This window comes from Streptomyces antimicrobicus, assembly GCF_020532625.1.
Lineage (GTDB): Bacteria > Actinomycetota > Actinomycetes > Streptomycetales > Streptomycetaceae > Streptomyces > Streptomyces antimicrobicus.
On sequence record NZ_JAJAUY010000008.1, the window covers coordinates 65,671 to 88,242 of the forward strand.

25 protein-coding genes are annotated in these 22,572 nt (G+C 72.8%); 11 read left to right on the forward strand and 14 right to left on the reverse strand.

Going from position 1 to position 22,572, the window contains the following annotated elements:
• Positions 1 to 101: 101 nt before the first annotated feature.
• Positions 102 to 1,865 carry an acetyl/propionyl/methylcrotonyl-CoA carboxylase subunit alpha gene (locus tag LG632_RS03710; protein ID WP_226725119.1) on the forward strand — a complete coding sequence of 588 codons (1,764 nt, stop codon included), beginning with the start codon at positions 102 to 104 and terminating at the stop codon, positions 1,863 to 1,865.
• A gap of 85 nt (positions 1,866 to 1,950) precedes the next feature.
• Here the strand turns inward: LG632_RS03710 and LG632_RS03715 are convergent, their stop codons facing one another.
• The 3 genes from LG632_RS03715 to LG632_RS03725 form a co-directional block, all read right to left on the reverse strand.
• Complete coding sequence (locus LG632_RS03715; RefSeq protein WP_226725121.1) at positions 1,951 to 2,106, reverse strand: hypothetical protein; 156 nt, start codon at positions 2,104 to 2,106, stop codon at positions 1,951 to 1,953.
• 86 nt (positions 2,107 to 2,192) lie between these two features.
• The gene (locus LG632_RS03720; protein WP_226725123.1) at positions 2,193 to 3,140 is read right to left on the reverse strand and encodes a DeoR/GlpR family DNA-binding transcription regulator; all 948 of its coding nucleotides are present in this window, start codon (positions 3,138 to 3,140) and stop codon (positions 2,193 to 2,195) included.
• Positions 3,141 to 3,317: 177 nt separating this feature from the next.
• A complete protein-coding gene (locus tag LG632_RS03725; RefSeq protein ID WP_226725125.1) occupies positions 3,318 to 4,757 on the reverse strand; it encodes an NAD(P)H-quinone dehydrogenase in 1,440 nt (479 codons plus the stop codon).
• 200 nt (positions 4,758 to 4,957) lie between these two features.
• On the opposite strand from LG632_RS03725, the gene LG632_RS03730 reads away from it, so the two are divergent.
• The 3 genes from LG632_RS03730 to LG632_RS03740 all read left to right on the forward strand — a co-directional run bounded on the left by LG632_RS03730 (position 4,958) and on the right by LG632_RS03740 (position 8,046).
• Positions 4,958 to 5,395: a gamma-glutamylcyclotransferase family protein gene (locus LG632_RS03730; RefSeq protein ID WP_226725126.1), complete on the forward strand. Its 438-nt coding sequence runs from the start codon at positions 4,958 to 4,960 to the stop codon at positions 5,393 to 5,395.
• Positions 5,396 to 5,509: 114 nt separating this feature from the next.
• A complete protein-coding gene (locus LG632_RS03735; RefSeq protein WP_226725127.1) occupies positions 5,510 to 6,328 on the forward strand; it encodes a purine-nucleoside phosphorylase in 819 nt (272 codons plus the stop codon).
• Positions 6,329 to 6,396: 68 nt separating this feature from the next.
• The gene (locus LG632_RS03740; protein WP_226725129.1) at positions 6,397 to 8,046 is read left to right on the forward strand and encodes a phospho-sugar mutase; all 1,650 of its coding nucleotides are present in this window, start codon (positions 6,397 to 6,399) and stop codon (positions 8,044 to 8,046) included.
• A 105-nt stretch (positions 8,047 to 8,151) separates the two neighbouring features.
• Here the strand turns inward: LG632_RS03740 and LG632_RS03745 are convergent, their stop codons facing one another.
• From LG632_RS03745 to afsQ1, 4 genes are read right to left on the reverse strand one after another with little or no spacing between them, the layout of a single operon-like run.
• Positions 8,152 to 8,508 carry an antibiotic biosynthesis monooxygenase family protein gene (locus LG632_RS03745; RefSeq protein ID WP_226725131.1) on the reverse strand — a complete coding sequence of 119 codons (357 nt, stop codon included), beginning with the start codon at positions 8,506 to 8,508 and terminating at the stop codon, positions 8,152 to 8,154.
• Positions 8,509 to 8,541: 33 nt separating this feature from the next.
• Positions 8,542 to 9,186, reverse strand: coding sequence for a hypothetical protein (locus LG632_RS03750; protein WP_226725133.1), 645 nt, complete (start codon positions 9,184 to 9,186; stop codon positions 8,542 to 8,544).
• Positions 9,167 to 10,756, reverse strand: coding sequence for a sensor histidine kinase (locus LG632_RS03755; protein WP_374203392.1), 1,590 nt, complete (start codon positions 10,754 to 10,756; stop codon positions 9,167 to 9,169). The genes LG632_RS03750 and LG632_RS03755 overlap by 20 nt, the downstream gene beginning before the upstream one ends.
• The gene (gene afsQ1 / locus LG632_RS03760) at positions 10,654 to 11,331 is read right to left on the reverse strand and encodes a two-component system response regulator AfsQ1 (protein WP_226725137.1); all 678 of its coding nucleotides are present in this window, start codon (positions 11,329 to 11,331) and stop codon (positions 10,654 to 10,656) included. Before afsQ1 ends, LG632_RS03755 begins: the two co-directional genes overlap by 103 nt.
• Before the next feature lie 177 nt (positions 11,332 to 11,508).
• Between afsQ1 and LG632_RS03765 the strand changes: the two genes are divergently transcribed.
• On the forward strand, positions 11,509 to 12,231 hold the full coding sequence (locus LG632_RS03765; RefSeq protein ID WP_226725139.1) for a SigE family RNA polymerase sigma factor: 723 nt from the start codon (positions 11,509 to 11,511) through the stop codon (positions 12,229 to 12,231).
• Between the two features lie 165 nt (positions 12,232 to 12,396).
• Here the strand turns inward: LG632_RS03765 and LG632_RS03770 are convergent, their stop codons facing one another.
• Positions 12,397 to 13,098, reverse strand: a complete 702-nt coding sequence (locus tag LG632_RS03770) for a uridine kinase family protein (RefSeq protein ID WP_226725141.1) — start codon at positions 13,096 to 13,098, stop codon at positions 12,397 to 12,399.
• Positions 13,099 to 13,121: 23 nt separating this feature from the next.
• On the opposite strand from LG632_RS03770, the gene LG632_RS03775 reads away from it, so the two are divergent.
• Positions 13,122 to 13,478, forward strand: a complete 357-nt coding sequence (locus tag LG632_RS03775) for a hypothetical protein (RefSeq protein WP_226725142.1) — start codon at positions 13,122 to 13,124, stop codon at positions 13,476 to 13,478.
• A gap of 126 nt (positions 13,479 to 13,604) precedes the next feature.
• Here LG632_RS03775 and LG632_RS03780 read toward each other — a convergent pair whose 3' ends face one another.
• Genes LG632_RS03780 through deoC form a run of 3 tightly spaced genes read right to left on the reverse strand, consistent with a single transcriptional unit; the run spans position 13,605 to position 16,898 of the window.
• Positions 13,605 to 14,501, reverse strand: a complete 897-nt coding sequence (locus tag LG632_RS03780; protein WP_226725144.1) for an aldehyde dehydrogenase family protein — start codon at positions 14,499 to 14,501, stop codon at positions 13,605 to 13,607.
• Positions 14,494 to 15,930, reverse strand: a complete 1,437-nt coding sequence (locus tag LG632_RS03785; protein ID WP_226725146.1) for an aldehyde dehydrogenase family protein — start codon at positions 15,928 to 15,930, stop codon at positions 14,494 to 14,496. The genes LG632_RS03780 and LG632_RS03785 overlap by 8 nt, the downstream gene beginning before the upstream one ends.
• Before the next feature lie 5 nt (positions 15,931 to 15,935).
• Positions 15,936 to 16,898: a deoxyribose-phosphate aldolase gene (deoC, locus tag LG632_RS03790; RefSeq protein WP_226725169.1), complete on the reverse strand. Its 963-nt coding sequence runs from the start codon at positions 16,896 to 16,898 to the stop codon at positions 15,936 to 15,938.
• Positions 16,899 to 17,027: 129 nt separating this feature from the next.
• Here deoC and LG632_RS03795 point away from each other — a divergent pair, with 129 nt between their 5' ends.
• From LG632_RS03795 to LG632_RS03810, 4 genes are read left to right on the forward strand one after another with little or no spacing between them, the layout of a single operon-like run.
• The gene (locus tag LG632_RS03795; protein WP_226725148.1) at positions 17,028 to 17,567 is read left to right on the forward strand and encodes a hypothetical protein; all 540 of its coding nucleotides are present in this window, start codon (positions 17,028 to 17,030) and stop codon (positions 17,565 to 17,567) included.
• A 15-nt stretch (positions 17,568 to 17,582) separates the two neighbouring features.
• Positions 17,583 to 18,152, forward strand: coding sequence for a PH domain-containing protein (locus LG632_RS03800; RefSeq protein ID WP_226725149.1), 570 nt, complete (start codon positions 17,583 to 17,585; stop codon positions 18,150 to 18,152).
• A 43-nt stretch (positions 18,153 to 18,195) separates the two neighbouring features.
• The gene (locus tag LG632_RS03805; protein ID WP_226725151.1) at positions 18,196 to 18,843 is read left to right on the forward strand and encodes a VanZ family protein; all 648 of its coding nucleotides are present in this window, start codon (positions 18,196 to 18,198) and stop codon (positions 18,841 to 18,843) included.
• A 55-nt stretch (positions 18,844 to 18,898) separates the two neighbouring features.
• The gene (locus LG632_RS03810) at positions 18,899 to 19,108 is read left to right on the forward strand and encodes a PspC domain-containing protein (protein WP_226725153.1); all 210 of its coding nucleotides are present in this window, start codon (positions 18,899 to 18,901) and stop codon (positions 19,106 to 19,108) included.
• Between the two features lie 27 nt (positions 19,109 to 19,135).
• On the opposite strand, the gene LG632_RS03815 is transcribed toward LG632_RS03810, so the two are convergent.
• The 3 genes from LG632_RS03815 to LG632_RS03825 all read right to left on the reverse strand — a co-directional run bounded on the left by LG632_RS03815 (position 19,136) and on the right by LG632_RS03825 (position 21,710).
• Positions 19,136 to 19,966, reverse strand: a complete 831-nt coding sequence (locus LG632_RS03815) for a hypothetical protein (protein WP_226725171.1) — start codon at positions 19,964 to 19,966, stop codon at positions 19,136 to 19,138.
• 162 nt (positions 19,967 to 20,128) lie between these two features.
• The gene (locus LG632_RS03820) at positions 20,129 to 20,425 is read right to left on the reverse strand and encodes a hypothetical protein (RefSeq protein ID WP_226725155.1); all 297 of its coding nucleotides are present in this window, start codon (positions 20,423 to 20,425) and stop codon (positions 20,129 to 20,131) included.
• Between the two features lie 136 nt (positions 20,426 to 20,561).
• On the reverse strand, positions 20,562 to 21,710 hold the full coding sequence (locus tag LG632_RS03825; RefSeq protein ID WP_226725157.1) for an adenosine deaminase: 1,149 nt from the start codon (positions 21,708 to 21,710) through the stop codon (positions 20,562 to 20,564).
• 113 nt (positions 21,711 to 21,823) lie between these two features.
• Between LG632_RS03825 and LG632_RS03830 the strand changes: the two genes are divergently transcribed.
• On the forward strand, positions 21,824 to 22,572 hold a 749-nt coding region (locus tag LG632_RS03830), incomplete at its 3' end, for an alpha/beta hydrolase (protein ID WP_226725159.1).

Consider the following 22,572-nt stretch of genomic DNA (forward strand, 5'->3'; position numbering starts at 1 on the left):
CCTCGAATCACGCTCTGTGTGGGCAAGCTCACCTCTGGAGACGGGTCGAAAGGCCGTGTCGGCTGTCCCTAAACTCAGCTTGTTTCAAGGAGGGAGCCATCGTGCGCAAGGTGCTCATCGCCAACCGAGGCGAAATCGCTGTCCGCGTTGCCCGGGCCTGCCGGGATGCCGGGATCGCGAGCGTGGCCGTGTACGCCGACCCGGACCGGGACGCTCTGCACGTCCGCGCGGCCGACGAAGCCTTCGCGTTGGGTGGTGACACCCCGGCCGCCAGCTACCTGGACATCGCGAAGGTCCTGCAGGCCGCCGCCGATTCCGGTGCGGACGCCATCCACCCCGGATACGGCTTCCTCTCCGAGAACGCCGACTTCGCCCAGGCCGTCCTGGACGCGGGCCTGACCTGGATCGGCCCGCCGCCGCAGGCCATCCGCGACCTCGGCGACAAGGTCGCCGCCCGCCACATCGCCCAGCGCGCCGGCGCCCCGCTGGTGGCCGGCACCCCCGACCCGGTCTCCGGGGCGGAGGAGGTCGTGGCGTTCGCCAAGGAGCACGGCCTGCCCATCGCGATCAAGGCCGCCTTCGGCGGCGGCGGGCGCGGTCTGAAGGTCGCGCGGACCCTGGAAGAGGTCCCCGAGCTGTACGACTCCGCCGTCCGCGAGGCCGTGGCCGCCTTCGGCCGCGGCGAGTGCTTCGTCGAGCGCTACCTCGACAAGCCCCGGCACGTGGAGACCCAGTGCCTGGCCGACACCCACGGCAACGTCGTGGTGGTCTCCACCCGCGACTGCTCCCTGCAGCGCCGCCACCAGAAGCTGGTCGAGGAAGCCCCGGCGCCGTTCCTGTCCGAGGCGCAGAACGCCGAGCTGTACGCCGCCTCCAAGGCCATCTTGAAGGAGGCCGGCTACGTCGGCGCCGGCACGGTGGAGTTCCTCGTCGGCATGGACGGCACGATCTCCTTCCTGGAGGTCAACACCCGCCTGCAGGTCGAGCACCCGGTCACCGAGGAGGTCTCCGGCATCGACCTGGTCCGCGAGATGTTCCGCATCGCCGACGGCGAGGCGCTGGGCTACGACGACCCGGTCCTGCGCGGGCACTCCATCGAGTTCCGCATCAACGGCGAGGACCCCGGCCGCAACTTCCTGCCCGCCCCCGGCACGGTGACCGCGTTCAACCCGCCCACCGGCCCCGGCGTGCGCCTGGACGCGGGCGTGGAGTCCGGCTCGGTGATCGGCCCGGCCTGGGACTCCCTGCTGGCCAAGCTGATCGTCACCGGCGCCACCCGCGAGCAGGCCCTGCAGCGCGCCGCCCGCGCGCTGGCCGAGTTCCAGGTCGAGGGCATGGCCACCGCCATCCCCTTCCACCGCGCCGTCGTCACCGACCCCGCCTTCGCCCCCACCGACGGCACGCCGTTCACGGTCCACACCCGCTGGATCGAGACCGAGTTCGTCAACGAGATCCCCCCGTTCGCGGCCCCGGCCGCCGAGGACACCGACGAGGAGCCCGGCCGCGAGACGGTCGTGGTCGAGGTCGGCGGCAAGCGCCTGGAGGTCTCGCTGCCGTCGTCGCTGGGCATGACCCTGGCCCGCACCGCCGCCGCGGGCGGCGCCAAGCCCAAGCGCCGCGTCGCCAAGAAGTCCGGCCCGGCCGCCTCCGGCGACACCCTCGCCTCGCCCATGCAGGGCACCATCGTCAAGGTCGCGGTCGAGGAGGGCCAGCAGGTCAACGAGGGCGACCTGGTCGTCGTCCTCGAAGCCATGAAGATGGAACAGCCCCTCAACGCCCACCGCTCCGGCACCGTCGTCGGCCTCACGGCCGAGGTCGGCGCCTCGGTCACCTCGGGTGCGACCATCTGCGAGATCAAGGACTGACGTCCCGCACGCCGCAGCACGAAGCCCCCGCCCGGTTCCCCGGGCGGGGGCTTCGTCGGTGTCGGACCGTCAGGCGGGGCTCATGTCACCAGGTGCCCGGGAGTGCCTGCCAGCTGCGGAAGGTGTTCTCGAAGCCGCCGTCGGTGCAACCCTTGAACGTGAAGACGCTGGTGGCGCCGGTCGCGTAGTTGTACATGACGGACAGGTCCTCGCGGCCGTCGCCGTTGGCGTCGCCCGACACCAGCAGGCCCGTGCTGGACGCGTACTGAGGTCGAGGTTCGGCGTGACGATCGACGTGGTCCCGGCGTACGCACGCCGGACCGGCGGCTAACGCCGCCTCAGGTCCGCCACCCGGGCCCGGTCCGGGCCGGAGGGCTCCGGGAGGGAGACCGCGCTGCGCAGTTGGGGGCCGCCGCGGCGCTGGACCGGCAGGGGGGACTCGCGGCGCGGGCGGCGGGGCGGCAGGCCCTCGGCGCCGGCCGCGCCCGGGTGGCCGGCGCCTGCGACGGTGATCTGGACGCCCTGGTCCGCCAGCGCCTGGAGCTCGGTGGCGGCGCGGTCGTCGTGCGGCGGCGGCTCGTCGGTCACCAGGCGGGTGATGACGTCCGTCGGGACCGTCTGGAACATGGTGTCCGTGCCGAGCTTGGTGTGGTCGGCGAGGACCACCACCTCGGCCGCCGCCTGGACCAGCGCCCGGTCCACGCTCGCGCTCAGCATGTTGGACGTGGACAGGCCCCGTTCCGCCGTCAGGCCGCTGCCGGACAGGAAGGCCCGGGACACCCGCAGCCCCTGCAGCGACTGCTCGGCCCCGCTGCCGACCAGCGCGTAGTTGGAGCCGCGCAGGGTGCCCCCGGTCATCACCACCTCGACCCGGTTGGCGTGGGCCAGGGCCTGCGCGACCAGGAGGGAGTTGGTGACCACGGTCAGGCCCGGCACCCGGGCGAGCCGGCGGGCCAGCTCCTGGGTGGTGGTGCCGGCGCCGACGACGACGGCCTCGCCCTCCTCTACGAGGCCCGCGGCCACGTCGGCGATGGCGGTCTTCTCCGCGGTCGCGAGATGGGACTTTTGCGGAAAGCCGGACTCCCGCGTGAATCCGCCCGGCAAGACCGCACCGCCGTGCCGGCGGTCGAGGAGTCCTTCGGCCTCCAGTGCCCGCACGTCCCGCCGTACGGTCACTTCGGAGGTCTGGACGACGCGGGCGAGCTCACGGAGCGATACCGCCCCGTTGGCGCGCACCATTTCGAGGATCAACTGGCGACGTTCTGCAGCGAACACGAAACAGACGGTAACGCCAACGACCGTCTGGTTTCAGCTCTTTGCGCCGGAATACCGAAGTTGTTCGCAGAGCGGGGCGACTAGTGGTATACGCACGGCGAAGAGTGCGTGGCCGTCCCGTGACGGCCCCCGCACCCCGCCCCAAACCCCTTGTCCGAAGCGGTCCTTCGCGGCGGCCTACGCCTCCCCGGCCACCTTGCGGGTGTGCAGCTGGCGGGCGACCTCGGCGATCGAACCGGACAGCGAGGGGTACACCGTGAACGCGTTTGCGATCTGCTCGACCGTCAGGTTGTTGTCGACGGCGATCGAGATCGGGTGGATCAGTTCGCTCGCGCGCGGGGAGACGACCACACCGCCGACCACGATGCCGGTGCCCGGGCGGCAGAACAGCTTCACGAAGCCGTCGCGGATGCCCTGCATCTTGGCGCGCGCGTTGCGCAGCAGCGGCAGCTTGACCACGCGGGCGTCGATGACGCCGGCGTCCACGTCGGCCTGGGTGTAGCCGACGGTGGCGATCTCCGGGTCGGTGAAGACGTTCGAGGAGACCGTCTTGAGGTTCAGCGGGGCCACCGCGTCGCCGAGGAAGTGGTACATGGCGATGCGGCCCTGCATGGCGGCCACGGACGCCAGCGCGAAGACGCCGGTGACGTCACCGGCGGCGTACACGCCGGGGGCGCTGGTCCGGGAGACCTTGTCGGTCCAGATGTGGCCGGAGTCCTTGAGCCTGACCCCGGACTCCTCCAGGTTCATGTCCCGGGTGTTCGGGATCGCGCCGACCGCCATCAGGCAGTGCGTGCCGGAGATGACCCGGCCGTCGGAGAGGGTGACCTCGACCCGGTCGCCGACCCGCTTGGCGGACTCGGCCCGCGAGCGGCCGATGACGTTCATGCCGCGGCGGCGGAAGACGTCCTCCAGCACGGCGGCGGCGTCGGGGTCCTCGCCGGGGAGCACCCGGTCGCGGGAGGAGACCAGCGTGACCCGGGAGCCGAGGGCCTGGTAGGCGCCGGCGAACTCGGCGCCGGTCACGCCGGAGCCGACCACGATGAGCTCCTCGGGCAGCTCGTCGAGGTCGTAGACCTGGGTCCAGTTCAGGATCCGCTCGCCGTCGGGCTTGGCGTCGGGGATCTCGCGCGGGGTGCCGCCGGTGGCGATGAGCACGGCGTCCGCGGTCAGGATCGTCTCCGTGCCGTCGGCCGCGGTGACGATCACGTCGCGGGTGCCGTCGATGCCCTGCGGGCCGCCGAGCTTGCCGCGGCCGCGCATGACCTTGGCACCGGCCCGGGTCACCGAGGCGGTGATGTCGTGGGACTGGGCGAGCGCGAGGCGCTTGACGCGCCGGTTGACCTTGCCGAGGTCCACGCCGACCACGCGGGCGGCCTGCTCGATGTGCGGGGTGTCGTCCGCGACGATGATGCCGAGCTCCTCGTACGACGAGTCGAAGTTCGTCATCACCTCGGCGGTCGCGATGAGAGTCTTGGAGGGCACGCAGTCGGTGAGCACCGACGCCCCGCCCAGACCGTCGCAGTCGACGACGGTCACCTCCGCGCCGAGCTGGGCGCCCACGAGCGCCGCCTCATACCCGCCGGGTCCGCCGCCGATGATCACGATCCGGGTCACGAAAAGTCCGCCTCACGTCTACCCGGCCGGCTGCCGCGCCCGGCCGGTGGTTCCGGGGGCGTGTCCCCCGGGGGATGCATTCCGTGCCCTATTGTCCCGCACGCTTCAAGGTGCTTCTCCCCAGGCCGGCGATCGGGTCCGCCATCCGGTGCGGCGGCCGGGCACACACCCACCGGCGCCCCTCCCGTACCCTCGGTCTCATGTCGCTCTACGCCGCGTACGCCGGCAACCTCGACCCGCGGCTGATGTCACGCCGCGCCCCGCATTCCCCGCTGCGCGGCACGGGGTGGCTCCAGGACTGGCGGCTGACCTTCGGCGGGGAACAGATGGGCTGGGAAGGGGCGCTCGCCACGATCGTGGAGGCCCCGCGCCAGCAGGTCTTCGTGGCGCTGTACGACATCGCGCCGCTGGACGAGGACAGCATGGACCGCTGGGAAGGCGTCGGCCTCGACATCTACCGCCGGATGCGGGTGCGGGTGCAGACCCTCGACGGCGAGGAGGCGGCCTGGGTCTACGTCCTCAACGGCTACGAGGGCGGCCTGCCCTCGGCCCGCTACCTAGGCGAGATCGCCGACGCCGCCGAGTCCGCCGGCGCCCCCCACGACTACGTGATGGAACTGCGCAAGCGCCCCTGCTGAGGGCCCCGCCGGGCCCGCGCCCGGACATTTGGTCGGAAACGACAAGGCAACGATCCGAACACCGTGAGCTGTGCCATCTACGCGCGTAGGGATTGAGCGGCTACCCTCGTCCGCGTGAACGCATCTGTTACGGACCCCCACGCCGACCCCCACGCCGCAGCGAGCGCCGCAGCCGCCCGTCTGCGGGAGCTCACCGGTGCCGAGACCCACGACGTCGCGCTCGTCATGGGTTCGGGCTGGGCCCCCGCCGCCGAGGTCCTCGGCGAGCCCGAGGCCGAGTTCCCCGTCACCGAGCTGCCCGGATTCCCGCCGCCCGCCGTCGAGGGCCACGGCGGCAAGATCCGCTCGTACCGGATCGGCGAGAAGCGGGCCCTGCTCTTCCTCGGCCGCACGCACTTCTACGAGGGCCGCGGCGTCGCCGCCGTCGCGCACGGCGTCCGCACCGCCGTCGCCGCCGGCTGCAAGACCGTGGTCCTCACCAACGGCTGCGGCGGCCTGCGCGAGGGCATGCGGCCCGGCCAGCCGGTCCTGATCAGCGACCACCTCAACCTGACGGCGGCCTCCCCGATCGTCGGCGCGAACTTCGTGGACCTGACCGACCTGTACTCGCCGCGGCTGCGCGCGATGTGCAAGGAGATCGACCCGACCCTCGAAGAGGGCGTCTACGTCCAGTTCCCCGGCCCGCACTACGAGACCCCGGCCGAGATCAACATGATCCGCGTGATGGGCGCCGACCTGGTCGGCATGTCCACCGTGCTGGAGGCCATCGCCGCCCGTGAGGCCGGCGCCGAGGTGCTGGGCATCTCCCTCGTGACGAACCTGGCGGCGGGCCTGTCCGGCGAGCCGCTCAACCACGAGGAGGTCCTCCAGGCCGGCCGTGACTCGGCCGCCCGCATGGGCCAGCTGCTCACCCAGGTCCTCGCCCGGATCTGAGCCGTACGAGGCGACGGCGCAGGCCGGAGAAGCAGGCACGAGACGCAGGCACGAGAAGAGGCGATGAAGTGCAGGACGACCTGATCACCCGGGCCCAGGCCTGGCAGGCGGAGGACCCCGACCCCGAGACGGCGCAGGAGCTCGCGGCCCTGGTGGAGGCCGGGGACCTGACCGAGCTCGCGGACCGGTTCTCCGGCACGCTGCAGTTCGGCACCGCCGGACTGCGCGGCGAGCTGGGCGCCGGCCCGATGCGGATGAACCGCTCCGTGGTCATCCGGGCCGCGGCGGGCCTGGCCGCCTACCTCAAGGGCAAGGGCCACACCGGCGGCCTCGTCGTGGTCGGCTACGACGCGCGCTACAAGTCGGCGGACTTCGCCCGGGACACCGCGGCCGTGATGACCGGCGCCGGGCTGCGCGCCGCCGTCCTGCCCCGCCCGCTGCCCACGCCCGTGCTCGCGTACGCGATAAGGCACCTGGGTGCCGTCGCCGGCGTCGAGGTGACCGCGAGCCACAACCCGCCCCGGGACAACGGCTACAAGGTCTACCTCGGCGACGGCTCGCAGATCGTGTCCCCGGCCGACGCCGAGATCGCGGCCGAGATCGACCGCGTGGGCGCGCTGGCCGACGTACCGCGTCCGGACAGCGGCTGGCAGGAGCTCGGCGACGAGGTCCTCCAGGCCTACCTGGAGCGGACCGACGCCGTCCTGACCCCCGGGTCGCCCCGGGGTGTGCGGACCGTCTACACGGCCATGCACGGCGTCGGCAAGGACGTCGTGCTGGCGGCCTTCGAGCGGCACGGCTTCCCCGCCCCCGCGCTGGTGGAGGCGCAGGCCGAGCCGGACCCGGCGTTCCCCACCGTCGCCTTCCCCAACCCGGAGGAGCCGGGCGCGATGGACCTGGCCTTCGCCACCGCGGCGCAGGTCCACCCGGACATCGTGATCGCCAACGACCCCGACGCGGACCGCTGCGCGGTGGCCGTCCCGGACGACGCGGCGGAGTCGGGCTGGCGGATGCTGCGCGGCGACGAGGTCGGCGCGCTGCTGGCGGCCCACCTGGTGCACAAGGGCGCCCAGGGCGTCTTCGCCGAGTCGATCGTGTCGTCCTCGCTGCTCGGCCGGATCGCGAAGGCGGCGGGCGTGGGCCACGAGGAGACCCTGACGGGCTTCAAGTGGATCTCCCGGGTCGAGGGCCTGCGCTACGGCTACGAGGAGGCCCTGGGCTACTGCGTCGACCCCGAGGGCGTGCGCGACAAGGACGGCATCACCGCCGCCCTGCTGGTCGCCGAGCTGGCCTCGGAGCTGAAGGAGCAGGGCCGCACCCTGAGCGACCTGCTGGACGACCTGGCGATCGAGCACGGCCTGCACGCCACCGACCAGCTGTCGGTGCGGGTGGAGGACCTGTCGGTCATCGCCTCGGCGATGGCGCAGCTGCGCGCGCAGCCCCCGGCCTCGCTGGCGGGCCTGCGGGTGGTCTCGGCCGAGGACCTGACGCGGGGCACGCAGTCGCTGCCGCCGACGGACGGCCTGCGCTACTACCTGGAGGGCGACTACCGGGCCCGGGTGATCGTCCGCCCGTCCGGCACCGAGCCCAAGCTCAAGTGCTACCTGGAGGTCGTGGTCCCGGTCGCCGACGGCCCGGACCTCGTCCCGGCCCGCGCCCGCGGCCAGGAGGTCCTGGACGCGATCAAGAAGGACCTGGCGGTGGCCGCGGGGATCTGACGCCCCCGCCCCACCCCGCGACGGCGACGGACTCCGTCCGCGCGGCCCCCGTGGCCCGCGCGGACGGAGTCCGTCGTTCTGCGTCCGCGCGCCCCGCGCGCTCCCCTACGCCGCGGCCGGCCCCGGCCCGACCTCCCGCACCACGCGGTACGTCGGCGCGCCCGTGCCCCGGTAGACGGCGGTGCCGGGCAGGCCCGCCACGGCCGCCTCGATGGCCGCGAGCCGGCCCTCGGTGTCGGAGGTCTCCACGAAGGCCCGGTAGGCGTCCTCGTCCCGCCAGGTCACCACGTTGTGGACGCGGGTGCCGTCGGTGCCGGCGTGGAAGCGCGCCGAGACGAAGCCCGGGGCGGAGCGCACCCAGCGCTCCGCGAGCTCGGCGAACGCGGCCACGAACGCGGCCTGGGTCTGCGGCCCGTCCACCTCGTACTCGATGATCGATGCGAATGCGGTCTCGTTGTCCATGCGGCGATCATGGAACCTTGAGCGCGCTTGAGGTCAAGGGGTCCGTGACGGGCTCTGCGCGCCGCCCGGGCGGACGATCTCGCCGAGCGTGGACGCGGCCTCCGGGCGGGTGCGGACGGCGTCCGTGCACTCGAACGACCGCGGCGGGTCGGCGTCGGGGCCGCCGAGGACCACCGGGCCGGCGTCCGCGGAGACGGCCTCGCTGCCCGCGAAGGTGCACACGATCTGCGCCAGCGCCACCGGCGGCAGGTCCTCGGGCCGGCGGCTCAGCCGCAGCGTGCCCGCCGGGTCCCCGGCGCGCGGCGCCACCGCGCCCAGCCCCGTCGGCACCCCGGTGCTGAAGCCGGCGTCCCGCTCCTCCGTCGACGGCGTGCGCTCCAGGGCCTCCAGGAGCGCCTGGGCGACGAGCACCACCGGCTCCTTGGCCGGGCGCTTCTCCGGGACCGGCACGATCCGTTCCACGCCCACCAGCTGCGAGCCGCAGACCAGCTCCACGGTGGCCCGGAAGCCCTGCACCCCGCCGCCCCCGCTGGGGCCCGGCGCCGGGGTGTCGCAGGAGACCCGGGACGGGGCCGGACCCACGTCCACCGGGACGGTGGTGGCCCGGATCCCGCACCCGGTGGTCAGCAGCACCAACCCGGCCGCGGCCAGCGCGCCGCTACGCCTGCGCGTCGTCACCGGCGATCACCTTCCCCACGTCCACCGGCAGCCGCAGCGTGAACAGCGCGCCGCCGCCGGGCGCGTTCTCGGCGGTGATGTCACCGCCGTGGATGTGCGCGTTCTCCATCGCGATGGACAGTCCCAGTCCGCTGCCGTCCGACTTCGGGCGCGAGGCGCTCGCCTTGTAGAAGCGGTCGAAGACGTGCGGGAGCACCTCGGCGGGGATGCCCGGGCCGTTGTCCTTGACCGCCACGACCAGCCACTGGTCCTCGACGCGTACGGACACCCGCACCGGCGAGCCGCCGTGCTTGAGGGCGTTGCCGATCAGGTTGGCCAGGATCACGTCGAGTCGGCGCGGGTCGAGCCGGGCCATGATGCCGCGCTCGGCGTCGAGTTCGACGGCGTCCAGCCAGGCCCGGGCGTCGATGCACGCGGTGACCTGGTCGGCCACGTCGACGTCGTCGAGCACCAGGCGGGCCGTGCCCGCGTCGAAGCGGGTGACCTCCATCAGGTTCTCCACCAGGTTGTTCAGCCGCCGGGTCTCGCTGACCACCAGGGCCACCGCCGGTGCGATCATCGGATCGAGGTCTTCGACCTCTTCCTCCAGCACCTCGGTCACCGCCGTCAACGCCGTCAGCGGCGTGCGCAGTTCGTGCGACATGTCGGCGACGAAGCGGCGGCTGGACTCCTCGCGGGCGCTCATGTCCGCGACCTTCTTCTCCAGCGCCTCGGCCGTCTTGTTGAAGGTGTGCGACAGGTCGGCGAGTTCGTCGTTGCCGGAGACGTCCAGCCGGGTGTCCAGCTCGCCCTCGCCCAGGCGCCGCGCGGCGTCGCCGAGCCGCTGGATGGGCTTGAGCACGGTACGGGCCGCGGCCTGCGCGAGCAGCGCCGAGCCGAGCAGGGCCAGGGCGGTGGCGATGCACAGCGACCAGGCCAGGGCGTTGAGGTCGCCGCGCTCGGTGGCCAGGGACTTGTACATGTAGCCGGTGGGACCGCCGCCCACCACGCGGGTCCCGCCGACCAAGTACGGGTTGCCGTGCGGCGTGGTGCGCTGCCAGTACATGTGGTACTCGGAGTCGCCGGCCGCGGTCGCCTTCGGCTTGTCGTTGACGGCGTGCTGGAGCGCCTTGGGCACGTCGTCCAGGGAGAACCGGTCCGGCCCCGCGGTGCCGTACACCTTGCGGCCGTCCTTGCGCTGGTGGACCAGCAGCACGCTGTAGCCGGGGGCGCTGCCCGCCATCAGCTCGGCGGTGCGCTGGAGTTCCTCCGGCGTCGGGTCCAGGGGCAGCGCGGCGGCCCGGTTCTGCATCTCCTGGCGGAAGTCGCCGAGCGCCGCGTCCTGGGTACGGGTGAGCACCGCCTCGCGGTTGAGCCAGTACGCGATCCCGGAGGCGGAGACGGCGGCGGTGAGCGCGACCAGGGCGAAGACGATCAGGAGCCGCAGCCGCAGGCTCGTCCAGCGCCGGCCCGCGAGCAGCGGGCGGATCACTGCGGGGAGTCCAGGCGGTAGCCGACCCCGCGCACGGTCCGGATCAGCGTGGGCGAGGACGGCACGTCCTCGACCTTGGCCCGCAGCCGCTGCACGCAGGCGTCCACCAGGCGGGAGTCGCCCAGGTAGTCGTGCTCCCAGACCAGCCGCAGCAGCTGCTGGCGCGACAGCGCCTGGCCCGGCCGCCGGCTGAGTTCCAGCAGCAGCCGCAGCTCGGTGGGCGTGAGCTGGAGGTCCTCGCCGTTCTTCGTCACCGTCATCGCGGCCCGGTCGATCACCAGCGAGCCGAACACGGCCGAGTCGCTGGCGTCGCGTTCGCCGCGGCGCAGCACGGCCCGGATCCTGGCGTCGAGCACCCGGCCCTGGACCGGCTTGACGACATAGTCGTCGGCGCCGGACTCCAGGCCGACGACGACATCGATGTCGTCGCTGCGCGCGGTGAGCAGGATGATCGGCAGCTGGTCGGTGCGCCGGATGCGCCGGCACACCTCGAAGCCGTCGATCCCGGGCAGCATCACGTCCAGCACGATCAGATCCGGCCGCTGCTCACGCAGCATCTTCAGGCCGTCCTCACCGGTGGCAGCCGTCGCCACACGGTGGCCCTGGCGGGTCAGGGAGAGTTCGAGGGCCGTACGGATGGAGTCGTCGTCCTCGATCAGCAACAGGAAAGGCACCCGCTCATTCTGTCCCATCGGCCGATCGGAGTTCGACCGTCGCGCGGACGCTTCTCGGCCACGGCCGGCCGGACGGCGGCTGTGACAGGCCTGTGACAGTCGGCGGACACCCCGGTTATGTCCGCCGGGCAATCTTTTGGGCAACGGACCGAAACACTCCACGACGGGGGGCGCGCGATGAACATGCTGCACAGCACCACGACCAGCGCAGTCGTCACGCGGCTGCACGATGTCAACCGTCGGGCGGGTGTCCGGAGCACCGCCGTCGCCCGTCCCCGGACGGCCCATGTCGTAGCCATTGACGCCAAGACCTACGAGTCGGTTCCCGGGACGGTGCCGCAGCAGCGCGGCCCGCTCCCGGCGCGGCCCTCGTCCTCCTCGGAGGCCGAGTTCACCGCGTACGTGCAGGAGCGCCGCGCCGCGCTCTTCGCGACCGCCTTCCACCTCACCGGCGACCGGCACGAGGCCGAGGACCTGCTGCAGAGCGCGCTGTTCTCGACGTACCGGGCCTGGGACCGGATCAGCGACAAGGCGGCCGTCGGCGGCTACCTGCGCCGCACCATGACCAACCTGCACATCAGCGCCTGGCGCCGGCGCAAGCTCAACGAGTACCCGACCGAGGAACTGCCGGAGACGGTCGGCGAGTCGGACGCGATGCGCGGCACGGAGCTGCGCGCGGTGCTCTGGCAGGCGCTGACCCGGCTGCCCGAGCCGCAGCGCACGATGCTGGTGCTGCGCTACTACGAGGGCCGCACGGACCCGGAGATCGCCGACATCCTCGGGATCAGCGTCGGCACCGTGAAGTCGAGCATCTGGCGCTCGCTGCGCCGGCTGCGCGACGACGAGGCGCTGAGCTTCGGCCGCGACGAGGCGGAGTCCTTCGAGGAGCTCGTCGCGTAAGGGACCACCGGCCGGGGGGACCGTCCTACGGGGGTGGGGCGGTGGCCATGGGGGGAAAGGGCGGGGTCACGCGGTCGGGGGTCCGCGTGGTCCCGCCCTTTCGTGCGTCGTGCGCGACGCGCCCGGCCGCGCGGCCGGGCCGCCGGGCGGCCGTACGCGGTCCGGTCAGACCGGGGCGACGGGGGAACGGTGGCGGCCGGCGGCCGCCGCCGCGAGCCGGCCCAGCGCCTCGTCGCGGGCGCAGGGGTGGGCGCCGAGGGCCACGTGCCGGGCGACGATGCCCCGTTCGGCCCGCATCAGCCGCCAGCCGCGGCGCAGCAGGAAGCCCACCGACTTGCGCCCCTCGCGCAGGTCGCGGGCGAGCCGGCGGCGGAAGGTGGTGGACGGCCGGCCGCGCAGGCAGATGGCGTCGGCGAGCAGCCCCTGCTCCTGCAGGCGGGCCGCGATGTCCGCGGCGAAGATCCCCTCCGCGATGAACAGCGGGGTGCGGGCGATGTCCAGGGTCTCCGAACCGGTGCGGGAGCTGGTGGCGATGTCGTAGACCGGCACCTGGGTCCGTCCCGTCGCGCACAGTTCGGTGACGGCGGCGACGGCGCCGTCCGCGTCCCACGACTGCGGGGAGTCCCAGTCGATGTCGGAGCTGCCGGCGACGAGCGGGAGGGTCGGGTCGTCCGCCTCCTTGTAGAAGTCGTCGAGGCGCAGGACCGGGAGGCCGGAGCGGGCGGCCAGCGAGGACTTGCCGGAACCCGAAGGACCCGTCAGCAGGACGACACGCGTGGGAAGGGGAGATGAACAGCTCACGGGACACCAGTCTGAACCATTCCCCCGGGTAGGGGATCCCCGAAGGCACCCGTTGGTATCCAGCATCACACTTCAACTACGGTGAGTGCATGGGACGTCACGCAGAATCCGCACCGCGCACCACCCTCCGTAACGCCGGCCTCACGGTCTCCATGGCCGGCGCGGCGCTCGCCCTGGCCGCCGGCGGCGCCCGGGCGGGTGAGCTCTCGGTGCCCGCCGCGCTCGCCGGGGTGACCGACCCGGTGGCCAACCTCAAGGTGAACCCGCTCGCGAACACCGGGGTCGATCCGCTGGACAACGGCGTCGCCACGCAGGTGGCCGACTTCCCCCAGGTCGGCACCACGATGGTGACCGGGATCCTCACCCAGGGCCCCTCGGTGGGCCAGTTGCCGCAGGCCGCCGCGGGTTCCCTGCTCGGGCCGCTGACGGGCGGCGGCCGGAGCTGACGGGCGGCGGACACCACTGGGCGCGCCCGGGCACGCGAAGGCCCCGGCAGCAGGGGCCGCCCAGCGGGAGCTGGGCGCGGGTTGCCGCCGGGGCCGGTCGCGCGGTGGGCCGCCGTACCGGAAGGACTAGTACGACGAGCCGGACGCGCCCAGGGACCCCGTGGGGTGCCAGACGGTCTTGGTCTCCAGGAACGCCGTCATGCGCCGCGTGCCCGGGTCGGCCGCCCAGTCGTCCACAGGCTGTGGACGAAGGACGCGCTTGAGGTTGTCCGCCGCCGCGATCTCCAGCTCCTGGGCCAGGGCCGCGTCGGCGCCCGCCAGGTCGATCGCGTTGACGTCCATGTGCGCCGCCAGGTGCGGGCCCATCTCGGACGCCTTGCCGGACAGGATGTTGACCACGCCGCCGGGCAGGTCCGAGGTGGCGAGGACCTCGCCCAGGGACAGGGCCGGCAGCGGCGCCTTCTCCGAGGCGATGACGACCGCCGTGTTGCCGGTCGCGATGACCGGGGCGATCACCGAGACCAGGCCGAGGAAGGACGACTCCTGCGGGGCGACGACGGCGACGACACCGGTCGGCTCGGGGGTGGAGAGGTTGAAGAACGGGCCCGCGACCGGGTTGGCCCCGCCCACGACCTGCCCGATCTTGTCCGTCCAGCCGGCGTACCAGACCCAGCGGTCGATCGCCGCGTCCACGACGGCGCCCGCCTTGGACTTCGACAGCCCCTCGGCCTCGGCGACCTCGCGCACGAACTGCTCCCGGCGGCCCTCCAGCATCTCGGCGACGCGGTAGAGGACCTGGCCCCGGTTGTACGCGGTCGCACCCGACCAGCCACCGAACGCCTTGCGCGCGGCGACCACCGCGTCACGGGCGTCCTTGCGGGACGACAGGGGGGCGTTGGCCAGCCACTTGCCCTTCGGGTCGGTCACCTCGTACACCCGGCCGCTCTCGGATCGCGGGAACTTCCCGCCCACGTACAGCTTGTAGGTCTTGAAGACGTTCAGACGCGTCGAGGACTCAGACATCGAGGTAGGCCTCCAGACCGTGGCGACCGCCCTCGCGGCCGAAGCCCGACTCCTTGTAACCGCCGAACGGCGAGGTCGGGTCGAACTTGTTGAACGTGTTGGCCCACACCACACCCGCGCGGAGCTTGTTCGCGACCGCGAGGATGCGCGAGCCCTTCTCCGTCCAGATGCCGGCCGACAGGCCGTACTGGCTGTTGTTGGCCTTGGCGACGGCCTCGTCCGGCGTACGGAAGGTCAGCACGGACAGGACCGGCCCGAAGATCTCGTCGCGGGCGACGGTGTGCGCCTGGGTGACGTTGGTGAAGAGCGTCGGGGCGAACCAGTAACCGGCGGACGGCAGCTCGCACGCCGGGGACCAGCGCTCGGCGCCCTCGGCCTCGCCGGTCTCGGCGAGCGCGGTGATCCGGGCCAGCTGCTCGGCGGAGTTGATCGCGCCGATGTCGGTGTTCTTGTCCAGCGGGTCGCCCAGGCGCAGCGTGGACAGGCGGCGCTTGAGGGAGTCCAGCAGCTCGTCGTGGATCGACTCCTGGACCAGCAGGCGCGAGCCCGCGCAGCAGACCTGGCCCTGGTTGAAGAAGATGCCGCCCACGATGCCCTCGACGGCCTGGTCGATCGGGGCGTCGTCGAAGACGATGTTGGCGCCCTTGCCGCCCAGCTCCAGGGTGACCTTCTTGCCGCTGCCGGCGACCTGGCGGGCGATGGCCTTGCCGACCGCGGTGGAGCCGGTGAAGGCGACCTTGTTCACGTCCGGGTGGGCGACCAGCTCGGCGCCCGCGTCCCCGTAGCCGGGGACGATGTTGACGACGCCCTTGGGCAGGCCCGCCTGGCGGCAGATGTCCGCGAAGAACAGCGCCGACAGCGGGGTGGTCTCGGCCGGCTTCAGCACGACCGTGTTGCCGGTGGCCAGCGCCGGGGCGATCTTCCAGGCCAGCATCAGCAGCGGGAAGTTCCACGGGATGACCTGGCCGGCCACGCCGAGCGGGCGCGGGTTCGCGCCGTAGCCCGCGTGGTCGAGCTTGTCGGCCCAGCCCGCGTAGTAGAAGAAGTGCGCGGCGACCAGCGGGAGGTCCGCGTCGCGGGTCTCCTTGATGGGCTTGCCGTTGTCCAGGGTCTCCAGGACGGCCAGCTCGCGGCTGCGCTCCTGGATGATCCGGGCGATGCGGAAGAGGTACTTGGCGCGCTCGGAGCCCGGCAGCGCGGACCACTTCTCGAAGGCCTTGCGGGCGGCCTTCACGGCACGGTCGACGTCGGCGGCGCCGGCCTGGGCGACCTCGGCGAGGACCTCCTCGGAGGACGGCGAGACGGTCTTGAAGACCTTGCCGTCGGCGGCGTCGGTGAACTCGCCGTCGATGAAGAGGCCGTACGAGGGCGCGATGTCGACGACGGACCGCGACTCGGGGGCCGGTGCGTACTCGAAAAGGGAAGCCATGATGATCAGTCCACCGTCACGTAGTCGGGACCGGAGTAACGCCCGGTGCTCAGCTTCTGGCGCTGCATGAGCAGGTCGTTCAGCAGGCTGGAGGCGCCGAACCGGAACCACTCGTTGGTCAGCCAGTCCTCGCCCACGGTCTCGTTGACCAGGACCAGGAACTTGATCGCGTCCTTGGTCGTGCGGATCCCGCCGGCCGGCTTCACGCCGACCTGGATTCCAGTCTGCGCCTTGAAGTCGCGGACGGCTTCGAGCATCAGCAGGGTGTTGGCGGGGGTCGCGTTGACCCCGACCTTGCCGGTGGAGGTCTTGATGAAGTCCGCCCCGGCCAGCATGCCGATCCAGGAGGCGCGGCGGATGTTGTCGTACGTCGACAGCTCGCCGGTCTCGAAGATGACCTTCAGGCGGGCGCTCGTCCCGTCGGGCCGGACGCACGCCTCCTTGACGGCCTTGATCAGCTCGTACGTCTCCAGGTAGCGGCCGGCGAGGAAGGCGCCACGGTCGATGACCATGTCGATCTCGTCGGCGCCGGCGGCGACGGCGTCACGGGTGTCGGCCAGCTTGACCGGCAGGGCCGCCCGGCCCGCCGGGAAGGCGGTGGCCACGGAGGCGACCTTGACGTCGGCGCCGCCCAGGGCGGCCTTGGCGGTGGCCACCATGTCCGGGTAGACGCAGACCGCGGCGGTCATCGGGGTCGTCCGGTCGGTGGGGTCGGGGTGGACGGCCTTGGCGGCGAGCGCCCGGACCTTGCCCGGGGTGTCCGCGCCTTCCAGCGTCGTCAGGTCGATCATCGAGATGGCGAGGTCGATGGCGTACGCCTTGGCCGTCGTCTTGATCGAACGCGTCCCGAGCGCGGCGGCGCGGGCCTCCAGGCCGACGGCGTCCACGCCGGGCAGGCCGTGCAGGAAGCGGCGCAGCGCGCTGTCGGACGTCGTCACGTCAGCGAATGCGGTGAGGGTGGTGGGCATGGTCACCAGATGAGCATATCTACGCGCGTAGCGACCTGTCACCCCCTCGGTCGGTCCGGGATCGGAATTGGACGTTCCGCTGGCGTGCGACTCCCGCACCCGTCCTCGACACTGTTCCCAGGACTCGCCATGCGCACCGCCCTCCGCACCCGGATCGCCACCGCCGCCCTCGCGGCGGCCCTCCTGACGCCCGCCGCCGGCAGCGCGCAGGCGGCGCAGGCGGCGCAGGCGGCGGTGAACGGCCCCGCCTCGACCGCACCGGCCGCACCGGCCGCACCGGGCGCGCCCACCCCCCCGGCCCCGCCTGCGGACCGCTACGCGGGCGAGCCGGTCGCCATCGGCGCGGGCATGGTCGCGGTGCTGCGCAACGAGGCGGAGGGCCCGGAGGCCTGGATCCGCTTCGTCGGCCCGGACTGGCAGCCGGGCGACACGTACATGGTCCGCGTCCTGGCCAAGCTGGACCGCGACCACCCCACCGAGACCGTGAACGGCCTCCACCTGTCCCTGACGGCGTCGGACACGGCCACCCCGGTCCTGACGGTCACGGCCCACGGCACAACGTCGTCCTACCCCCTCCCGCGGAACGCCCACCCCGGGGCCCAGGGCCCCCGCCCCGAGCCCCACCCCGGACGCCCGGCCCGGCCCCCCTCCACCCCCGCCACCCCGTGAGGCACAATCGCCCCCATGAGCAGCGTGCAGCCCCCCGAGGACCCGGCCTACGACGACCGGATCTACCGCTCCCCCATGGCCCTGGTCAGCGGTGTGCTCCTGCTGGCGCTGATCGTCTGGCTGTGCGGGGACGCCGTGGTCCGCGGCCACGGCAACGCCCCCTGGTACGGCGTCGCCTCTGCCCTGCTGGCCGTCCCGCTGGTGGTGGCGTACACCCTGCGCCCCGCCGTCTTCGCCAACGAGGACCGGCTCCGCGTCCGCAACCCCTTCCGCACCGTCGACCTGCCCTGGGCCACCGTCGACGCCGTGCGCGCCGGCTACAGCTCCGAGGTCCTCGCCGACGGCGAGAAGTACCAGCTGTGGTCCATCCCCGTCAGCCTGCGCGCGCGCAAGCGCGCCAACCGCAAGGGCGACGGCGAGAAGGCCGGCGCCGACCGCAGCGTGAGCGAGCTCCAGGAACTCGCCGAGCGCTGCGCCCGGCGCCAGGGCGCCCAGGGCACCGTGACGGTGCGCTGGTCGTACGAGATCATCGCCCCGGCCGTCGCCGGCGCGATCCTCCTCGTCGTGCTCCTCGCCACACGCTGACGAACCCGGAACCACGGCCGTCGCACCCGGCGTCTGCCCTGGTGTGCAGCGCCATGCGGGCGGCGACCGTGCCGCCATACACCTCCGGCTCCGGGTCCTGGGCGGCATCCTGCTCCTCGCCCACCTGGCACTCGTCGGCTGGGTCACCCTGCGGCCCCTGGACGTGCCCTGGGCCGCCGCCGCGAACCTGACCCCGCTGGAGGGGATCAGGACCGACCTCGGCTACGGCCCCCTGGAGGCGGCGCGCCGGATCGGCTCGTCGCTGGTGCTGCTCGCGCCGCTGGGCGTCCTGCTGCCCTGGGTCAGCGGCCGGCTCGCGCCCTCGCCGCTGGCCGCCTGGTCGTCCCTGCTGCGCACCACCACCGCCGGCGCGTTGATCTCCCTGGTCCTGGCGATGCTGCAGAGCGGGGTGCCCGGCCAGGTGGTCGACGTGGACCACATCCTGCTCAACACCGTCGGTGTGGCGCTGGCGCACCTGGCCGTCGTCCCGGCACTGCGCTCGCGCATGCGGCGCGGCCGGGCCGGGAAGCAGTACGCGGCGGGCTCTTCGGCGGCCCGTGCGTCGGATGCGGCCGCGTCCTCCTCCCGTACGTCCTCGGGGGCGTCCGGTCAGGGGTCGACCCCGAGAATTCCCAGGGTCGGACTCGGCCTGCGGACCGAGGTCCTTTCCGCGATCCACCGGGAGTATTGAGGCATCACGGAAAACGACGCGGTGAAAACGACGCGGTCCTTACGAAGGAGAAATCATGAGCGCCATTGTGCGGCCCCGTGACGGACGGATGATCGGCGGCGTCTGCGCCGGCCTGGCCCGACGCTTCGGCATCTCCGCGCGGACGATGCGCATCATCTTCGTGCTCTCCTGCCTGCTGCCCGGCCCGCAGTTCCTGATCTACATCGCCCTGTGGGTGCTGCTGCCGAACGAGCGCGGGTACGGGGACACGAAGACGGCGTGGTAGGAACGGCCCGGTAGGGACGAGCGAGCCCTAGCCGAGCGCGGCCCGCACCTTCTCCAACTGCTTGTCCGTCACCTCGTGCGGAACCTCCGGCTTGCGCTGCGCCCCGGTCACGTCCAGGGCCATCAGCCGTACGACCGTGGCGCCCTGGCGTACGACGACCAGGTGGACATGGGCCGACACGCCCTCGGCGGCGGCCGTGGTGGTCCAGCTGACCGACTCGTCGCCGCCCGCCCGGTAGGAGGCCGCCTTCACGTCCCGGTAGGTCCCGCTGTGCCGGTCGACGGTGGCGGAGAAACCGGAGCCGCACGCCGCGACGGCCCGTTCCAGCCGGGAGATCAGACGCTCGGCGTCGGCCTCGGCGTAGGAGCTGACGGACGCCGACACGGCCAGGCCGACCTGCTTCTGGGAGCCCACGCCCCGGTTGACGGTCTCGCGCGCGGCCGGGTCGGGCTGGTCGCCCATGATGTCGGCCAGCGGCTGGCACTGCTTCTTGTCGGCCTGGGGTTGCCCGTCGGGCGCGTCGGGGTTCTTGCCCTGCGCGGAGACCTGGTAGCCGGCGAGGTCGCCCTGTTCCAGCGCGGCCCTCTCCAGCGGGCTGCCGCTGCGCGGCGTGGCGGGCGCGCCGGGAGCGCCCGCGGCCGCGGAGCCCTTGGGGTCGGGGCTCTTGACGGCGCCGGACCCGCTCGGGGCGCCGCTCCCGCCCGCGCAGCCGGCGAGTGCCAGCGCCAGGGCCGGCACCGCGGCGAGCACGGCGGTCCGCGCCCTCGCCCGCTTCCTCACCGTGCCGGACGGCGCCACGTCGGGCGCGGCGGCGCCGTACCGGGCCATGCCGTGCCGGGCCATGCCGTGCCGAACCATGCCGTGCAACCACAAGATCGAGACCATCGGACCTCTGAACCCCGTACGTCGGCGGGCAGTTGGGGGGATCGTGGCACATCGCGCGGAGCGGCGCACACCCCGTCGAAGGGATGTGCGCCGCATGAACGCCCGCACGAATTCCGGGCCGGTTCCGGAGCGGAATCAGCCGCCGAGGCCGCTGGTCGGCAGGCCGCCCAGCAGACCGGTGACGGTGCCGAGCGCCTGGCCCGGGTCGCTCGCGGAGGTGCTCTGCTCGCCCTCGGCCGCCTGCTGCTGGCCGGTGAGCGACTGGGTGGCGTCCTGCAGCGGCAGGCTCTGGGCCGCACCCGTGACCATGCCCAGGGCGTCGGTGGCACCGAGCGCGGGGAGGGCGGTCGCGGAGGCGGTGCCGGCGGCGGCCGCGGCGAGGGCGGCACCGACGACGGCGACACCGAGGGACTTGGCAGCTGACTGCTTCATGAAGAGTCCTTGTGACGGGGAATTGAGCGGCTCCGCAAACTAGCCAGCCGAAACCCCGCACCGCAAACATCATTCAATAGGAGAAAGCGCCCGGGGGGACGGACTCCCGGGCGCTTTCGGCTTGTCATGTCTCGATTCAGGCCGAGACGGAACCGCTGGTCGAAGCGGTCTGACGGAACAGCCACTCCGACTTCAGCTCGGCGTAGCCGGGCTTGATCACGTCGTTGATCATCGCCAGTCGTTCATCGAAAGGAATGAACGCGGACTTCATCGCATTGACGGTGAACCACTGCATGTCGTCGAGCGTGTAGCCGAAGGTGTCGACAAGGTGCTCGAATTCGCGGCTCATGCTGGTGCCGCTCATCAGCCTGTTGTCCGTGTTGACGGTGAGGCGGAAGTGCAGGCGGCGCAGCAGCCCGATCGGGTGCTCGGCGTACGAGGCGGCGGCACCGGTCTGCAGGTTGGAGGTCGGGCACATCTCCAGCGGGATGCGCTTGTCCCGGACGTAGGAGGCCAGGCGGCCCAGCGTCACGCTGCCGTCCGCGGCGACCTCGATGTCGTCGATGATCTTCACGCCGTGGCCCAGGCGGTCGGCGCCGCACCACTGGAGCGCCTGCCAGATCGACGGCAGGCCGAAGGCCTCGCCCGCGTGGATGGTGAAGTGGTTGTTCTCGCGCTTGAGGTACTCGAACGCGTCCAGGTGGCGGGTGGGAGGGAAGCCCGCCTCGGCGCCGGCGATGTCGAAGCCGACCACGCCGTTGTCGCGGTAGCGGTTGGCCAGCTCGGCGATCTCCAGGGCACGGGCCGCGTGGCGCATGGCCGTCAGCAGCGCACCCACGCGGATGCGGTGGCCGTTGGCCTTCGCCCGGCGCTCGCCCTCGCGGAAGCCCTCGTTGACGGCCTCGACGACCTCTTCGAGGGTCAGCCCGGCCTCCAGGTGCTGCTCGGGGGCGTAGCGGACCTCGGCGTAGACGACGCCGTCCTCGGCCAGGTCCTCCGCGCACTCGGCGGCGACCCGGAAGAGGGCCTCCTTGGTCTGCATGACGGCGCAGGTGTGCGCGAACGTCTCCAGGTAGCGGGGCAGGGAGCCGGAGTCGGCGGCGTCGCGGAACCAGACGCCGAGCTTGTCGGCGTCGGTCTCGGGAAGCTTGTCGTAGCCGACCGCCGCGGCCAGCTCGATGATGGTCCCGGGGCGCAGCCCGCCGTCCAGGTGGTCGTGCAGCAGCACCTTCGGGGAGCGGCGGATCTGGTCCGGGGTGGGCAGGGTGGGGGTCTCGCTCGTCATCCGGGCACTCTACTCCTACGCGCGTAGAGCGACATGCCGTCGGCGGCGGTCGATACGTAACAGTGACCGTGCGGACGGGTGGCGTACATCTCGGCGTCTGAGAGTGTTCCGCCATGGCTACGCATGCGCCCGGGGCGCACGGGGCCCGCCTGGGGCGGGCGACCGGCGCGAACGGATCCGGTTCGACGGTCAGTGGTGTGGTGCTCCTGCTCCCCGGGGCGTCCCGGTGGGCCACGGGCCCGGTGCGGCCACTGGCCCGGGCGCTGGCCCGGGTCGGCGGGCCGGCGGGGCTGGTGACGCACCCGGTCCGGTACGGCGAGCGGGGCGGGGCCGGCCCCGCGGCGGCGGCCGGGCGGGTGGCGGCGGCCCGGTGGGCGGCGGACGAGGCGTTACGGCGCTACGGCGACGTGCCGGTCTGCCTGGCCGGCTACGGCGCCGGGGGGCGGGCCGCCCTGGCGGCGGCCGGTCACCACGCGGTCAACTCGGTGCTGGCGCTGGCACCTTGCCTGCCGGAGGCGGCGGACGACTCCCTCGAACCGGTGAAACAGCTGTCGGGAAGGCAGGTGTTGATCGTGCACGGCACCAATGACGCGCGCAGCGACCCGGAGTTGTCGTTCCGGCTGGCGGTGCGGGCGAAGAAGGTGAATCGTTCCACGTGCCGGTTCGAGGTCCATTCGGACGGGCACGGCTTGCGCGACCACCAGGCGGAAGTGGTCGCGCTGTCCGTGGACTTCGTCCTCGGCGCGGTCCTGGACGGCCGCTACGCGCGGCCGCTGACCGACGCGTTGGCGGCTCCGCCGCCGCTGGGGTTGCGGATGCCGTTGGCTTCCGGGTTCGGGCGGTCGTTGCTGCGGGGTGCGCG